The organism is Thermoanaerobacterium xylanolyticum LX-11 (assembly GCF_000189775.2).
Classification (GTDB): domain Bacteria; phylum Bacillota; class Thermoanaerobacteria; order Thermoanaerobacterales; family Thermoanaerobacteraceae; genus Thermoanaerobacterium; species Thermoanaerobacterium thermosulfurigenes.
This window is the reverse complement of sequence record NC_015555.1, coordinates 21,682-38,517: the sequence shown is the minus strand read 5'-3', so window position 1 is coordinate 38,517 and position 16,836 is coordinate 21,682. Positions and strand designations below refer to the sequence as shown.

General features: G+C 34.7%; 14 protein-coding genes, 3 tRNA genes and 1 other annotated feature. Of the genes, 3 read left to right on the top strand and 14 right to left on the bottom strand.

The window, feature by feature from the left end; translation table 11 throughout:
- Positions 1-231 precede the first annotated feature (231 nt).
- From THEXY_RS00180 to THEXY_RS00155, 6 genes are all read right to left on the bottom strand, one after another.
- Positions 232-1,428, bottom strand: coding sequence for an IS701 family transposase (locus THEXY_RS00180; protein WP_013786861.1), 1,197 nt, complete (start codon positions 1,426-1,428; stop codon positions 232-234).
- 173 nt (positions 1,429-1,601) lie between these two features.
- A complete protein-coding gene (locus THEXY_RS00175) occupies positions 1,602-3,602 on the bottom strand; it encodes a GGDEF domain-containing response regulator (RefSeq protein ID WP_013786860.1) in 2,001 nt (666 codons plus the stop codon).
- 386 nt (positions 3,603-3,988) lie between these two features.
- A tRNA-Arg gene (locus tag THEXY_RS00170) sits at positions 3,989-4,065 on the bottom strand.
- Positions 4,066-4,168: 103 nt separating this feature from the next.
- On the bottom strand, positions 4,169-4,648 hold the full coding sequence (locus tag THEXY_RS00165) for a hypothetical protein (RefSeq protein WP_013786859.1): 480 nt from the start codon (positions 4,646-4,648) through the stop codon (positions 4,169-4,171).
- Positions 4,649-4,724: 76 nt separating this feature from the next.
- Entirely contained in the window at positions 4,725-5,306 is a 582-nt protein-coding gene (locus THEXY_RS00160) for a hypothetical protein (RefSeq protein WP_013786858.1), read from the bottom strand.
- Positions 5,307-5,394: 88 nt separating this feature from the next.
- Entirely contained in the window at positions 5,395-8,115 is a 2,721-nt protein-coding gene (locus tag THEXY_RS00155) for a UPF0182 family membrane protein (protein WP_013786857.1), read from the bottom strand.
- Between the two features lie 149 nt (positions 8,116-8,264).
- On the opposite strand from THEXY_RS00155, the gene THEXY_RS00150 reads away from it, so the two are divergent.
- On the top strand, positions 8,265-9,491 hold the full coding sequence (locus THEXY_RS00150; RefSeq protein WP_013786856.1) for an LCP family protein: 1,227 nt from the start codon (positions 8,265-8,267) through the stop codon (positions 9,489-9,491).
- A 47-nt stretch (positions 9,492-9,538) separates the two neighbouring features.
- Here THEXY_RS00150 and THEXY_RS00145 read toward each other — a convergent pair.
- The 4 genes from THEXY_RS00145 to lepB form a co-directional block, all read right to left on the bottom strand.
- A tRNA-Ser gene (locus THEXY_RS00145) sits at positions 9,539-9,632 on the bottom strand.
- 34 nt (positions 9,633-9,666) lie between these two features.
- Positions 9,667-9,755, bottom strand: a tRNA-Ser gene (locus THEXY_RS00140).
- Between the two features lie 84 nt (positions 9,756-9,839).
- Entirely contained in the window at positions 9,840-11,111 is a 1,272-nt protein-coding gene (gene serS / locus THEXY_RS00135; RefSeq protein WP_013786855.1) for a serine--tRNA ligase, read from the bottom strand.
- A 34-nt stretch (positions 11,112-11,145) separates the two neighbouring features.
- Positions 11,146-11,331 (bottom strand) — a binding site (T-box leader).
- A 45-nt stretch (positions 11,332-11,376) separates the two neighbouring features.
- Positions 11,377-11,913: a signal peptidase I gene (gene lepB, locus THEXY_RS00130; protein WP_013786854.1), complete on the bottom strand. Its 537-nt coding sequence runs from the start codon at positions 11,911-11,913 to the stop codon at positions 11,377-11,379.
- Between the two features lie 140 nt (positions 11,914-12,053).
- Between lepB and THEXY_RS12600 the strand changes: the two genes are divergently transcribed.
- Together THEXY_RS12600 and ytvI are read left to right on the top strand one after the other, a co-directional pair.
- Positions 12,054-12,221 carry a hypothetical protein gene (locus tag THEXY_RS12600; protein ID WP_013786853.1) on the top strand — a complete coding sequence of 56 codons (168 nt, stop codon included), beginning with the start codon at positions 12,054-12,056 and terminating at the stop codon, positions 12,219-12,221.
- A 91-nt stretch (positions 12,222-12,312) separates the two neighbouring features.
- Positions 12,313-13,377 carry a sporulation integral membrane protein YtvI gene (gene ytvI / locus THEXY_RS00125; RefSeq protein ID WP_013786852.1) on the top strand — a complete coding sequence of 355 codons (1,065 nt, stop codon included), beginning with the start codon at positions 12,313-12,315 and terminating at the stop codon, positions 13,375-13,377.
- A gap of 43 nt (positions 13,378-13,420) precedes the next feature.
- Here ytvI and ribH read toward each other — a convergent pair whose 3' ends face one another.
- The 4 genes from ribH to ribD are packed head-to-tail and all read right to left on the bottom strand — an operon-like array spanning position 13,421 to position 16,831.
- Positions 13,421-13,891: a 6,7-dimethyl-8-ribityllumazine synthase gene (gene ribH, locus THEXY_RS00120; RefSeq protein ID WP_013786851.1), complete on the bottom strand. Its 471-nt coding sequence runs from the start codon at positions 13,889-13,891 to the stop codon at positions 13,421-13,423.
- 23 nt (positions 13,892-13,914) lie between these two features.
- Positions 13,915-15,105: a bifunctional 3,4-dihydroxy-2-butanone-4-phosphate synthase/GTP cyclohydrolase II gene (locus THEXY_RS00115; RefSeq protein ID WP_013786850.1), complete on the bottom strand. Its 1,191-nt coding sequence runs from the start codon at positions 15,103-15,105 to the stop codon at positions 13,915-13,917.
- Between the two features lie 14 nt (positions 15,106-15,119).
- The gene (locus THEXY_RS00110; RefSeq protein WP_013786849.1) at positions 15,120-15,740 is read right to left on the bottom strand and encodes a riboflavin synthase; all 621 of its coding nucleotides are present in this window, start codon (positions 15,738-15,740) and stop codon (positions 15,120-15,122) included.
- Positions 15,741-15,748: 8 nt separating this feature from the next.
- Positions 15,749-16,831: a bifunctional diaminohydroxyphosphoribosylaminopyrimidine deaminase/5-amino-6-(5-phosphoribosylamino)uracil reductase RibD gene (gene ribD, locus THEXY_RS00105; RefSeq protein ID WP_013786848.1), complete on the bottom strand. Its 1,083-nt coding sequence runs from the start codon at positions 16,829-16,831 to the stop codon at positions 15,749-15,751.
- Between the last annotated feature and the right edge of the window lie 5 nt (positions 16,832-16,836).

Here is a 16,836-nt window from a genome sequence, read left to right as displayed (position 1 = left end):
TATATTAGGTTTATTTTGAGGCTTTATATTAGATTATTCATTATTTTTGTTAAACCTTTTCTTTAACTTTTACGTCCCATACAGGACTGTAGTTTCCGCCTTCCCTGTCGTATCTTGTTTTTAATTTGATATTTCTTTTATTAATCCTTCTTTTGCAAAATTAATTAATTCTTTCTACTATAGATGAGAAAAATTGATAACAAATATTACCATAAAATAGATACACTACGCCTATGCTAACTGTAGTTCTGCTAAAATTTCATCAATAGGTACTTTATTATTAGCTCGCTCATACAGCCATTGAACACGCTGCTTTTGTACTTCTTTGCGTACTATTTTTATTCCTTGCCCAAATTTATAATATTCGTCACCTGAAGTCGTACAATACAGGTATGTCAATGATATAAGCCATAATAATCTATCTATTGATTTTGTTGAGCGTACTTGATATGTATTTAGTCCAAGATTATTCTTTGTCTGCCTAAAGAATATTTCTATAGGCCATCTTTGACTGTAGTAATTTAGAATAGTCTCGGTATCTAATTCAGTATCAGTACAGATAAATGCATGTAGAACATTCTGATTTTTAAAAGCTTTCTCAGGCCAGCACATTAGAACTACAGCATTATCTATCCCATTTAAGGCTCCTTCATAGCGATATACCCAGTAATTAGAACCGTTCACTGTAACGAGGTGAACTTCGTTCTTTTCGATATATTGGGCAAAGTCTTTTATCTGAATTCTAATGCCTTGTGGATAGATAATTCTGTTAGTTTTTAGTGCTCCTATGAGATGGTATCCTCTTTCGAAATGTGCTTCTATTACTTTTTTGTTTATGTACCATGAATCACATAGTCCATATGCTGGTCCTTTAGGTATTGGAAGCATAGATACCATTTCACATATTCTTTCGATTTTGCTTTTGCCACCTTTTTCATAGCGCTCAATGCAGTAAGGTAATACTACCTTGCCGCAGGATAGCATCATGGTAAGAAGTTGATGTCCCCAAACTTGCTTCCCTTTTAAATGTGATTGATGGAATCCTGTTGCCTGGATAGTATGTTTAGCCTGTAACGAAGGCTTTGTCTTCTCAGCAATAGTATCATCAAAAATCACAAATATCGGCTTGTTGCTAGTTTGGGATAATTCAAATATAATGCGAATAACTTCTCGCCTTATAGCTCTCCATGCATACTCTATATTCCAAACACCTTGGCTTAAGAATTTGCCAAACGTGGTTCTATGGCAATTAGCAAGGCTTAAATTAACTATATCTGTAACAGTACCACTATAACCTTTTTGAGTGGCAGCAATTATAAATTCTAAAATATGACGAATAACAGGTTTAGTAAAATATAATGCAAAATTTAATTTCATTAAGTACTGGATTATTGATGAATTTTCTGTTATTCTATTATTATGAGACATTTGCTCCACTCCTATGGTTAATATTGTTATAGTGTAACAACATATTAAATACCATAGAAGCGAGCATTTGTCTCTATTTTTTATTAAATTTTTTCATGTAAGTTTATTATGGTAATTTATGTTAGTGAATTTTCTCATCTATAGCTTTCTATAGTAAATATTTCAAAACGCTTTTATACGCTTTTTACGCAATTTCTCCCATTATTTTTTGCTTCATAAAGCATATTATCTACTCTCAAAAGAACAGTGTCAATTGTGTCATTTTCTCTGTATTCAGTAACTCCAAAACTTGCCGTCACGTTACCTACATCTCCAAATTTCACTGTACTTATCTGCATTCTAATCTCTTCAGCCAGATTAGTTGCATTATTCAAGGAAGTTTCGGGCAGGAGAATTATAAATTCTTCTCCTCCCCACCGAGCAAAATAATCCGTCTTCCGTATTCTTCCTTTTACCATATCAGCAACTCCTTTAAGAACTGTATCTCCTGCTGCATGTCCAAAACGGTCATTCACGTTTTTGAAATGATCCAAGTCAAACATAATAAGCGAAAATGGCTTTTTACTCCTTTTTGTTCTCCCTGCTTCTTGCTCTAATATCTGCATGAAAAAACGCCTATTATAGATATTTGTAAGTGGATCAGTAACTGATTGACTGTAAAGCAATTCTTCAAATTTTTTGCGTTCACTTATGTCACGAATTATTCCTATAGCATGCCACGAATTATTAATTTTGACAACAGAAAGTGAAACTTCTACATCAATTTCATATCCATGTTTATGTCTTGTTTTCATTTCAACTGTTTTGCCTACTATACTTCCTTTACCATTTAATCGAAATCTTTCAAATGCTTCTCTGTATGCACTATATAATTGTTTATCTTGAATCACAATCGCATGTAGTTCTTTTCCTATTATTTCATCTCTTGAGTAGCCAAGTATCCTTTCTGCCGCAGGATTCCAAAAAGTTACCTTGCCATTATCATCAATCATAATAATGGCATCTCCAGCATAAAATGTTATAGTATTTAAAACTTCATTCTTTTCTTTTAGATCATTTTCTATCTTTCTGCGCTCTGTCAAATCTACAGCAAGTGCTACATATACTTTTTCTTCCCCCAATTCTATAAGTTCTAAGTGAATTTCCGCTGGATATAAAGAGCCATCTTTCCTGCGATTCATTGTATCAAAAATGATTAATTTTCGTTCTCCCTTTGAAAGAGGCTCAAGAAATTCTTTAAAAGCTTGTAATGTAAATTCTGGGCTTAAATCAATAGGTGTCATTTTTTTGAATTCTTCTTCAGTATATCCTAAATTCTCCCTTGCTCCATGGTTTACTGCGATGAATTTCAGTGACTGTGGATGAAATATATAAATTTCATTAAGTGAGTCTTCAAAAAGTTTTTTATAAAATTCAAGATCTTTTTTTGCTTTCCATTCTTCAGTAATGTCAAAAACAATTACGTGCATCAACGTTTTTCCTTGATAATCTAAAATGGTTGAATATGTTTCTACCAATCTTTCTTTCCCATTAACTAATTTTTGAAGGCAAATGCAAGGATTGCAATTATTTTTTAATACTTCGGAACACTTATTACAACCATCAATTGTAAAAATACCAGCAACAGATTCTATGTTCATCTGTAATATGGTTTCTTTAGAACATCCATAAAATTCACAAGCGGCTTTATTAGCATCAACAATAAGTCCTGATTCTGGTTCAATAAGCAGCATTGCTACATCATGATTTTCAAACATGCTATGAAATAATTCTTCTCTATTTTTAATCTGTATTTTTGCCTCATACAGATTAAAAGCCATTTCAATTTGAGAAATGAGTATATATTCATCTGCACCTTTTAGAATATAACCATACGCTGAAACTGATTTTATTTTTTCTGTTATCTCTTTACTGACATTTGCAGTCAAAAATATAATTGGAATGTCTTTATGTTGACCAATTATTTTCGCTGCGTCTATACCATCAATTGTTCCGCTAAGTTCTATATCCATAAGAATTAAATCTGGACTTTTAGAACTATGTATTGCTCTTTCAATGGCCTTTTCCCCTGTTAATACTATCTCTGTTTTGTATCCGTATTTATTTAAAATATCTGCGGTTATTTGTGCATTGAGTTTACTGTCCTCTACTAATAGAACCTCCTTAGTGCTCATCAGCTAATACCCCCAACGAAAGATTCCAGCAAATTTAACTATGTTGAATAAAACAATTTGCAATATTCAATTAAAAATTATTCAAGAATTTTGTTCCACGAAATATTATTATACTATTATCGCCTGAAAATACAATAAAATTTGCCATTTTGAAAATGATTAACGGCAAAATTTTATCATTAAAATTTTGTTCAAAGTGTTGAAAATATTTCCTTTATTATAATGCCCCATCTGTCAAGACAATCTTTTTAAAAACTAAGTTAGATTTTTGTACTACTGATAATTTTATATAAAATGTAAGTTAGATCTAATTTTAATTCGCAATCAACTCGCAATCAAAAAGGGTATATGTCCTATGACATATACCCTCAAATATGCTATCTTACTGGTGCGCCCGACAGGATTCGAACCCGTGGCCTTTTGATTCGTAGTCAAACGCTCTATCCAACTGAGCTACGGGCGCCCATTTACATATTTTATAATACCACAATTTATTTTTATTTGCAAATGCTAAATTGATTCCGCTTAAAAAGGGCTATAGACTTTTATCTATAACCCTTACTTTATTACTGCATTCCTGTTTGTGTTGTATTCTGCTGATTTGCTTGTTGGTTTAAGAAATTTGCCTGTGCTTGCTGAGCTTGTTGAGCTTGCAATTGAGGTGTCAACTGCTGCAGTTGCTGATTTGATGAATCTAATATTTTGCTCATCTGTGCAAATACTTGGTTTGCCTGTATGCTTTGTTGAGCCTGTTGAAGTGCAGCCATAGCCTGTTGTAATGCTTGCTGAACCTGCATATCTGTCTGCTGCTGTTGTTGTTGCGCTTGAGCTTTTACTTGATTTAATAATTGCTGGAATTGCTGCGGTGTGACATTTATGCCCATGCTCTGCAATTGTTGCTGAAATTGCTGCGCTTGCTGCTGTGCCTGTTGTTGAGCTTGTTGCTGTGCTTGATTGTTTTGTTTGCCAAATCTTGCACTTAATTCTTCAGACACTTCGCTATTTACTTTTTCGCCTAGGTAATCCTCAAATTCTCTCCTATTCAATGTAAACCCTCCTTTAAAAAATTTCCCCGTTATTTAATATTCCCTTTATGATTAGAATTAGTAAATGAAAATTTTACTATTGAAAATTTTCCAAATTATTTACAATGTCTTCGTATATTTTTATCCTATTCATGCCTTCTCTGGCGATGTACAAATTATTTAATGCTGTATTTAGATTGTTTACAAGTTGCGGCGGCAAGTCATACACGTATTCTACCTTTTCAGGTTCATTCTGACTGTTTAGCTCTATGTTTAAAAGCACATCCTTTTCGATTACAGCTTTCATAGAGCTAATATCTCTTTCAAGATCTTTTAACTTGTATAGTGTCTTTTTCATGTTATCCAGATTGTCTTTTAGAATTTTTACGTCATTACCTAATTCATAGATATTGGAGTAAATCATGTTTTCCATTTCTTTCAAGCTATCTAATCGATTGTCAGCCTTTATCAGATAACTTATTAGATACTTCCTATCGTTATTTTCTTCAAATTGACTTTCAATGTACTCCTTAATTTCTTTTTCGCTTTTTTCTAATTTTGCATCAATTTTTGTCACATCATTTGATAAAATCTCATTGAAGCTCATTAATTTTTCAAATATATGTTCTGTTTCTTTTATCAAATTTTCTATCTTTAATTCTGACTGCAGTATTTCCATTTAACATCACCTACATTTAGTATCTCCACTTTTAATGCAAAAAATAAAGTGCACCGCCAAATATTAATTAGCAGTGCACTTTTCATCATCACTTTTTTATGCTATTGTTTAAATCATTAAGCACGCTTCCAAGCTCATCGAGATTTTTACCGAAATCTGTCCAATCGCCATTTTTTGAAGCATTCATTGCATTATTATATATGTCATTTGCCTTCTTTATAAGCTCTTGCTGGGTTTCATTCGTCTGCACTTGTGGAACCTGTGGCTGTACCGGAGCTTGCAAATTAAATATCTTGTTTAATGCATTTGCAAGCGTATCCTCCATTACGATTTTATCTTTGTACGCCAGTATAACCCTCTTTACTTCAGGTATTGCATTTTCATTCGATGACTGTATATAGATAGGCTCAACGTATAGCATAGAATCATCAATCGGCAGCGTCAGCAAATTGCCTCTTATGATGCTTGAACCTTTTTGATCCCACAAGCTCATCTCTTTTGAAATATTTGGATCTTGATCGATCATATTCTCAATCTGCATAGGCCCATACACGACAGTGCTTTTTGGAAACTTATAGACTACCAGTTTCCCATAGTTATCACCGTCCATCCTTGCTGCCATCCAAGCCACCATGTTGTCTTTTGTGGCTGGCGTATACGGAATCATCAAAACATACTCAGCAGTTTTTTCTCCTGGAAGCCTCATTATGACATACTGTGACTCTTCCGGTTCTATCTTACCTGTAAATTTCTCCTTTGCTATGTCCCAAGAATCTTCTTTGTTGTAAAAAACCTGCGGATCCGACATGTGGTAATTTCTATAAACATTTGCTTGTATATCAAACATATACTGAGGATACCTTATATGAGCTTTTAAGCCTTTAGGCATCTCGTCTATGTTTTTGAATAGCCCGGGAAATATCCTGCTGTACACCTTTATTATAGGATCATTTTTGTCAGATATATAGTATTTTACATCGCCCGTATAAGCATCAACGACAACTTTGACAGAATTTCTTATGTAATTTATGCCTGTATCCCCATAAGGCTCTGAATACGGATAATTTCCCGAATACATATATGCATCAATCATCCAATACAGTTTGCCATCATCTACTACTATGTATGGATCATCATCGTATATCAAAAACGGAGCTATCCTTTGAACTCTATCCTTTATGTTTCTAAAAAGAAGCATCCTGCTATCATGCGTAATGTCAGTGGATAAAAGTATTTTTATATTGCCAGTATAAATTGTGTACAAAAGCTTGTTTAAAAACGTCATTGGTATGCCTGATTTGCCACTATAAAAATTTTCTTTGTTTGTGTCACCTACAGGGTAATCAAATTCACCTGTCTTTGTATTTACTATTGCGTACGTGTTTGTAAGCTCTCCAAAGTATATCTCTGGCCTCGTTATCTTTATATTTGTGCTACTCACTGGCGGAATATTTTTTATCACCATGTCTGGCTGCCCTGTAGCCGTTACATCATTTACGGTTGACATTACGACGCCATACCCATGTGTGTATTTAAGGTGCATGTTGATCCAATTTTTCGCTTGGCTTGCCAGATTGTCAAGATTCATCTCCCTTGCAGATATAAAAACTTGCCTGTAGTTTCCATTTATCATATATCTGTCGATATCTATATCATTGAACTTATAGTAAAGCCTTATGCTTTGAAGCTGGTTGTATATCTGGCTTACAGGCCTATAATCGTTTATCCTGATATTGTTTATGGTGTCTTGGTTTTCATCTAATACCTTTTTGTCTATATTGCCGCTTAAATCATAATTTTTCTCTTCAACATTATTTAAGTCAAATGCTTTCTGAGTAAAGTCAATATTGTACTTCAAATAAGTTTTTTCCTTGTCAAGCTCGTTTGGAGCAACGATGAAACTTTGAACTACAGTTTGAGAAACAGTCGATAAAATCATGATGACGATAATTATTACAGGTGATGCTATTATATATTTAAGTTTTTGCCTAAATGCACCAATCATAAACAAAATACCGGAAACTATTGATGCCAACATTAAAATCCTGTAAAATAAAAGCCTCACATGAACATCTGTATAACCTGCGCCAAAGACGACACCGCTTTTAGAGTACAATATGCCATACGCCTTTAAGTAATAACCCAATGAAAGTACGGCAAAAAATACAAATCCCAAAACGGCAATTTGCCTAAAAGCTATCATCAGTATCTCTTTGTTGTAAATAGCTCTAAAAAAACCTCCTCTGTCTGATATCTCATAAAACCTGGTCTTATCGGATAGGTACATGAGTCCATATACGATTATAGTGGCAACTATGAGAATCGGTATTATGATAATAAGCAAATCATATACATCTAAAAGAAATGGCAATCTAAACATGTAAAGGCTTATGTCTTTATTAAAAATCGGATCTTTCACGCCGAAATTCGAAGAATTTATGTAAAACAAAAAGTCGTTCCACCAATTTGCAGCGATAAATAAGGAAATCAAAAAGCTTACAAATAACGATAAGCCTATCACTACACCTCTAAATCTCTTGCGTACACTTTTGATTTCAATGTCCTGAGCAAACTTTGCATAGTCTTTAACCATTCTATTCAGGTAGAAATAAGAAAGGATAAAGATTACTACAAACGATGGCACACCTATAGTAAGCTGTGTTAAAAACTTTTTAAAAAATACCCCTAAATAATTTAAACTGTTAAACCACTGTATGTCCACAATAAGGTTTGCAAGGCTTGCAAATAAAGCTGCAATTAAAAATATAGATATCAATAAAATGATTATCGCCAAATTCCCTCTTTTCAAACAAATCACCATCCTAAAATGTACTTCTTGACACTATTATAATATATCCATTTTATAAAATGCAAAGCGATTTTTATTGATTAATTTAGGCATATAATGTATATTAGAAATAAATAGAAAACGATAATAAATGAGGATGTGATATATGGATGAAAAGGGCTTTGAAAATCTCCCTCCTTGTCATTTTAGGAATCGCTTTATCTATTGGCACAAGCGCATTTATGTTTTATAGAAATTTAAACGTTGTAAACACTGAAGAAAATCCTGTCACAACCAATAATCAAGTTAAAACATCTAAGCAAAATAGCAGTAGTCAAAACAAAAAAAATATACTGTTTGTCGGTGATGCCGATGGTCTCTCTGACACTATATTCGTAGCAAGCTTTGATGCAAATAAAAAAGAAATCGATATGTTATCGATTCCACGCGATACATATTATCCAAGGCCAGGCTACAATGCACCAACTGAGAAAAAAATCAATGCGGCTTATTCTGAGCAGAAAATAGATGGTTTAAAAGATGCAGTAGAAAATCTATTGGGAATAAAAATAGACAACTACGTGATTTTAACATACGACGGCTTTAAAGATATCATTAATACCATAGGGGGAGTTGAGGTAAACATACCGTTTGACATGAAATACGACGACAACGTAGCAAATCCTCCACTTCACATAAACCTAAAAAAGGGACTTCAAGTGTTAGATGGTGAACAATCTCTGCAATTTGTTCGTTATAGACATGGCTATACAGATGGCGATATAGGAAGAATAAATGCCCAGCAAGAATTTTTGAAGTCATTCATAAAGAAAGTCACATCACCTACCATAATAACGAAAATTCCATCTCTGGCCATAACACTAAGCAAAAACTTAAAAACAGATTTGACGGCAAAAGATATCACAACGTACGCATTGGACTTCGTCAAGAATAAGCCTCAAAACATAAATACTTCTATACTGCCAGGAGAAGGCGGATACATGGATGCTTACAGCTATTATTTTGTAGATCAGCAAAAAGCCATGGAAGTGGCATCAGAAATGTTTGGAGACGGTCTAAGCAGTGATTCAGTAAGCACAGTGTCGCAAATAACGTATTCACCTATAAATAATACCATTTCTGTTGCAGTCTACAATGGGACAAAAGTGGAAGGACTGGCTGCAAAGTACGCTGATGAACTTAAAAATCTTGGCTTTAACGTAGTAAAAATCGCCAATGCTGATGCGAAAAATTACGATGAATCTTGCGTTTATACAAATACCAACATTGATAAGGCCAGCAAAGTCGCCAGTGCTCTGTCAATAAAAAACGTATTAAAAGGTGAAAACTCAAACAGTGCAGATGTCACCGTAATAATAGGCAATGATAAAAAATGAAAAGGCGCAATTGCGCCTTTTTTTCAACAAAAAAAGTAGCCTATGTATGGCGGAGAAGGAGGGACTTGAACCCTCGCGCCGGGTTATCCCCGACCTACAGTCTTAGCAGGACCGCCCCTTCACCAACTTGGGTACTTCTCCATGTCAGCTACAATCCATTTTAATATTAAATTCATGGCGGAGAGGGTGGGATTCGAACCCACGGCTCCGTTAAGAGACACTGGTTTTCAAGACCAGCTCCTTAAACCCCTCGGACACCTCTCCACGCCGGGAACGATATAAAGTATATCATATGCCGGCTAAGTTGTCAATATTCATAAATCAATTATTTAATGCTATTTGATCCTTTTACTTCCTTATAACATCACATCTCATATACGGTCTTAAAGCCTCAGGCACAACTACAGAACCATCCTTTTGCTGATAGTTTTCAAGTATTGCTGCAAAAGTCCTGCCGACTGCCACACCTGAGCCATTTAGAGTATGGACATACTGAGCCTTTCCTCCATCTTTTGGCCTGTATTTGATGTTTGCTCTCCTTGCCTGAAAGTCTTCGCAGTTGCTGCAAGATGATATCTCAACATACCTTCCGTAACTTGGCATCCAAACCTCAAGGTCGTACTTCTTTGCCGCAGTAAAGCCAAGGTCTCCAGTGCATATAGATACAACCCTATAAGGTATGCCTAAAGTCTTCAGCACATCTTCAGCATCGCTTACCATCTTTTCAAGTTCTTCATATGATTTCTCAGGCTCTGTGATCTTTACCAGTTCTACTTTATTAAACTGGTGTTGCCTTATTAATCCTCTCGTATCTCTACCTGCAGAACCAGCTTCCTGTCTGAAACAAGCGCTATACGCACAATTGTAAATAGGAAGTTTTTCACTGTCAATTATGGTCTCTCTGTACATATTTGTAACCGGAACTTCAGCAGTCGGTATCAAGAAATAATCTGTCCCGGCCACCTTAAATGCATCTTCTTCAAATTTAGGAAGCTGTCCTGTGCCAAACATGCTTCTTCTATGAACCATAAAGGGCGGAAAAACTTCTGTGTATCCATGTTTTTCTGTGTGAAGATCCATCATGAAATTTATGAGGGCTCTTTCAAGCCTACAGCCTAATCCTTTGTAAAACGTAAATCTGGAACCTGTAACCCGTGATGCCGCCTCAAAGTCTAAAAGCCCCAGCTCAACTCCAATGTCCCAGTGTGGCTTTACTTCAAAGTCAAATTCTCTCACATCACCCCATCTGCGGATTTCCACATTATCAGCATCGCTGTCTCCAACTGGAACACTTTCATGAGGAATATTTGGTATGGTCCATAGAAGCTCCTCTAATTTTTCATCGTACTGCTTTACTTCGCTTTCCATCGCCTTGATTTTGTCGGATATTTCTTTCATCTCTTTTATAAGTTCATCAGCATCTTTGCCCTCTTTTTTCAGTTTAGCTATGTTTTCAGATTCTTTATTTCTGGTGTTTTTTAAAGACTCCAGTTCTTTTAAGATTTCCCGTCTCTTTTCGTCAATCTCTAAAAATTCATCGATGTTTGAGTTTTCTTTTTTAAGTTCAATAGCCTTCTTTACCTCATCTGGATTATTCCTTATCCTTTTAATATCAAGCATCATTTACACCTCCTAATAAAAATATCCCGCCCTATGTAGGGACGGGATTTCCGTGTTGCCACCCTGATTCGGCTTAAAAAGCCCTCGTCACTGATTTAACGGTCGCCCGATGGTTATTAACCATAGCTCCAGGCTGGATAAATATGTACATATACTGGTTTACACCCGCCACCAGCTCTCTTAAATACAATACATACTATTGGCCCTTCAACGCTTCTTTTTACTTAAAACTAATTATACTATATAACAAATGCGATTTCAACAGCTATTTGCCAATCATAGATCCAAATCTGCTTAAAGGCCAAATTCTAAATACTATTTTGCCCATTATAGCATCTTTGGATACATATTTGTTTTTCCAATACCTTGAGTCAAGAGACTGATTTCGGTTATCCCCAAGCATGAAGTAGTGATTTGGCGGGACTTTATACGGTCCAAATGTCTCATTTTTATTCATGGGCTCTTTAAGGTACGGCTCTTTTACTGGCTTTCCATTTCTATACAATATCCCATTTTTAATCTCAATGGTATCTCCGCCAATGCCGATTACCCTTTTTACAAAGCTTACAGACGGATCGTCAGGATACTTAAATACGACTATGTCACCTCTTTTAATAGGTTCAAATCTGTATATGAATTTTAATTCAATAAACTTATCATTAAGCTGTATTGTGTTAAGCATAGAACCTGTAGGTACGTCAACAAGCTCAAACACATACGTCCTAATGAACATAGCTATGATAAAAGCAAGCCCAATAGTAAGTATCCAACTTACAATCTCTTTTTTAGTATTGCTCTTCATCGTCCAATCTCCTTTTTTAAATATACAGTTATTATTATATCACATCAATATTTCAAATACTAACTTTATATGTATTACAATGTATATAATAAATATATGTGTCAATAATTACTATATAAAATAATTTATGGGGGAATATGATGAACGAAATTAAATATCTATTAGAAATTGCCGACATAAAAGACACAGAGTACAAAAACACTTTAGCTTTGACATCATTGATAGAATTGCTTATCGAAAAAGGTATAATATCTCAATCAGAAATAGCTAAAAAATCTTATGAAATCAAAATAAAGACCGCCCAATAAATAAAATCCGGCAAAACCGGATTTTATTTATTCATTTATGTAGACACGTGGTTATTCCGATACTATAATAAAGAGTAAGGAGGGGTTTTTCGTGAAAGATTTTCTCTCGCGGTATCAAAGCACCATTAGAAATTCAATCGTAATATTGGCAGTTGTACTAAGCTTTTATCTATTTGTGTTCAAGCTTATTCCATTTTTGATGCCTTTTGCAGTAGCATTGTTTTTGGCGATTTTAATTGATCCTGCCGTAGAGTTTTCAGAAAAAAAGCTGAAAATACCAAGAGGATTGTCATCTGCATTTTTTATACTTTTATTGATTGGAATAATTGGTCTTTTAATAAGCCTTTTAGTCACACAGCTTGTATTCGAACTCAATACCTTAGCTGAACACGCACCAAGTTACACAAAAAATTTTGATGTAGTAATATCTGATTTGATAGACAGAATTAGGAGGTATTATGTATCGCTTCCTACAAACATCTCAACTTTTTTAGAAAGCAATCTTCAATCGATTTTAAATAATATATCTGTGTACGCTAAAAACTTCGCAGGATGGATATTAGGCTTGGCAACAAAGCTGCCTAACTTTTTCTTTATGTCAATAATAACAATCGTATCGACGTTCTTTTTAAGCAAAGACAAATGGCTCATATTAAACTTTATAAAAAGACAATTTCCATCAAATTGGGCATTTCACGCTGAAAATATAAAAGGGGATCTTTTTCAAACTTTAATAGGCTTTATAAGGGCTGAAATAACCATAATGTTTATCACTTTTTTAGAAGTTTCCATAGGGCTTACGATAATAGGATTTGATTACGCATTTTTGCTAGGGCTTTTAGTCAGCTTTATAGACATACTGCCTGTTTTAGGATCAGGTTCTGTATTAGTCCCATGGGCATTGTACAATATATTCACAAAAAACTACCTTATTGGAATCTACTTGCTTATCATATATGCCATCGTCACAGTCGTAAGGCAGATGATAGAGCCAAAGATAGTCGGCCAAAGTATAGGCCTTCATCCTCTTGTAACGCTTTTATCCATGTTTATCGGTGCAAGGCTTTTTGGCGGTCTCGGGCTTATAATGGGACCTGTTTTCGTAGTCGTCTTTAAAACATTTCAAAAATCCGGCATAATACCATCATGGAAGTAAAATACCCATCTTAAAAGCGTAATGCTTATAAGATGGGTATTTTTCATAAGCTTTCTATTTCCTTTATCAAATTGGCCATCTCAATTGCTGTAACAGCCGCTTCAAACCCTTTATTGCCTGACTTTGTTCCAGCCCTCATGATTGCCTGTTCAACTGTATCCGTCGTAAGGACTCCAAATATTACAGGCACATCGTAATCTACCGATATTTTTGCTATTCCTTTTGATACTTCATTTGCAACATAATCAAAATGCGGTGTATCACCTCTTATTACAGCACCCAGTGCGATAATCGCATCGTATTTTTTTGATGTGGCCATCTTCTTTGATACAAGGGGTATTTCAAATGCGCCTGGAGTCCAAGCAATGTCAATGCTTTCATCATCAACACCATGTCTTCTTAAAGCATCCAAAGCACCATCCAAAAGTTTATTTGTTATAAATTCATTAAATCTGCTTACAACAATGCCTACTTTTAAGCCATCTCCAATGAGTTTTCCTTCATACTTTTTCAATACAATCTCTCCTTTGCTTATTTTTAAAATGAAGTAAATATGTGGTCAAATTTTTCTTTCTTTGTTTTAAGATATCTTTCATTGTGTCTATTGATTGAAACCTCTATAGGAACTCTTTCTACAATTTCAAGGCCATAACCTGAAATACCAACCAGTTTTTTGGGATTATTTGTCATTATCCTAAGTTTTTTAAGCCCAAGATCCTTCAAAATCTGAGCTCCAATTCCATACTCTCTCATATCAGCCGGAAAACCTAATCTGATGTTGGCATCTACCGTGTCAAGTCCCTCATCCTGTAAATGGTATGCTTTAATCTTGTTTAAAAGTCCTATTCCTCTGCCTTCCTGCCTTAAATACAACAGCACACCTCCTTCTTTGCCAATCTTCTCCATTGCTGCATGAAGCTGATCGCCACAATCACACCTTAATGAACCCATAATGTCACCTGTCAAACATTCTGAATGAACCCTAACCAATGTAGGGTTATGAGACAAACCACCTTTCACCAACGCAACATGTTCTTTACCTGTTAGGATTTCTTCATAACCTATTATCGTGAAATCTCCATACTTTGTTGGCAAATATGCTTCTGCCACTCTTTTTATCAGTTTTTCATTTTTTCTTCTATATTCTATAAGATCAGCGATAGATATTATTTTTAAATTGAATTTTTTCGAAAATTCAATTAACTCTGGGAGTCTGGCCATTTTCCCATCATCTTTTATTATTTCGCAAATTACACCAGCACTTTTAAGACCTGCAAGCCTTGCTAAATCACACGCTGCTTCCGTATGGCCCGCTCTTACTAAAACTCCTCCTTCTTTCGCTTCCAATGGAAATACATGTCCAGGCTTTGTAAAATCATCCGGCATCGATTCATCATCTATAAGCATTTTTATAGTAAGTGCTCTTTCATAAGCAGAAATTCCAGTTTTACAGTTTTTATGATCTACAGATACTGTAAAAGCAGTTTCTTTTTTATCGGTATTATCAAAAACCATCTTGCCAATGTTTAATTTTTTAAGCCTCTCCTCCATCATAGGAACACATACCAATCCACGGCCGTACTTTATCATAAAGTTCACATGGTCACTTGTCACTTTTTCCGCAGCCATAACTAAATCCCCTTCATTCTCTCTATCTTCATCATCGACTACAATGACCATTTTTCCATTTTTTATATCTTCTATTGCGCTTTCAATAGTATCAAACATCTATGAACATCTCCTTATAAATAATTTTCTATTAAAAATTCATCAACGTTTTTCTTCGCCAAAAGCCTTTCTGCATACTTTGAAAGTATGTCAACTTCAATATTTACGGTATCTCCGATTCTTTTTATATTTAAAGTTGTATTGTTATCTGTATGGGGTATAATTGACACTGTAAAGTATGAAGCTGATGATTCTACCACTGTCAAACTTATTCCATCCACAGCAATACTTCCTTTATCAGCCACATATTTTGAATATCTTTCACCAATTTTAATTTTAAATGTCGTCGTGTCGTTTATTTTGTTTTTATCAATTATTGTACCAACGGTATCCACATGACCCGTCACAATGTGTCCATTTAGCCTACCTAATATGCTTAATGCCCTTTCTAAATTGACAATGCTTCCTATCTTTAAACTTCCTAAATTGCTTGTTTTAAGTGTTTCATACATTATATCTGATGTAAATAAATCTTTACCTATATTTGTAACCGTTAAGCATACTCCATTTACAGCTACGCTATCTCCAATTCTTACACCATCTAAGACTTTTTTGCACTCTACCGCTATTTTGGTAATATTTCCTCTTTGAATCATCTTGACCTTTCCAACTTCTTCTATAATTCCTGTAAACATCTTAACACCTACTTTTTTATATAACCTTCTATAAGTATGTCATCGTCAAATTTTTTTATATCTATCTTTTCAATCATTATTGCGTCTTTAATCAAAGCAATGCCATCACCTTCCACAGGCGTCAATGAATTGCTTCCACCTATTATTTTGGGAGCAATATAAAACATAACTTTGTCTACTATTCCTTCTTTTAAAGCAGAATAGTTGAGAGTTCCTCCACCTTCTATGAGAATACTATCTATCCCTCTTTCCCCTAACGTATAGATCAATTTATTCAGATGGACTTTATTATCTTTTTTTTCGATTGTAACCACATCAACACCCAAATCCTTCAAAGCTTTCACCTTATCATGTGGCATCATATCTGTTGTAGCTATTAATGTCTTAGCAGATTTATCAATGATGACATTTGCATCTAATGGAATCCTGCCGTGACTATCCACAATAACTCTTAAAGGGTTTTTATATCCTTGCAATCTAACGGTAAGATGTGGATTATCTTTTATAACTGTATTAATACCTACCATTATTGCCATAACGCTACCTCTAACTTTATGGACATACTCCCTTGATTTTTCATTTGTTATCCACTTAGAATCGCCTGTAAAAGTTGATATCTTTCCATCAATTGTCATAGCGGATTTTAATATTACATAAGGTTCTCTACTTGTAATGTACTTTATAAATACTTCATTCAATTTCTCTGCTTCATCTTTTAACAATCCAGTATAAACATTTAAACCAGCTTCTTCAAGCTTTTTAATTCCCCTTCCTGCTACAAGTTCATTTGGATCCTCCATAGCGATAAAAACATTTTTTATGCCTGATTTTATGACAGCATCGACGCAAGGTGGTGTTTTTCCATGATGGCAACATGGTTCCAATGTCACATAAAGCGTGGCTCCATTTACATCTTCTTTAGCGTTTTTTAATGCATTTATTTCTGCATGTGGTCCTCCATAGTATTCATGATAGCCTTCACCTATTATCCTGCCATCTTTAATAATTACAGCTCCTACTAAAGGATTTGGGTTTGTGTGTCCTACACCAAGTTTAGCAAGCTGCAATGCCCTTTTCATGTATTTCTCCATAAAAT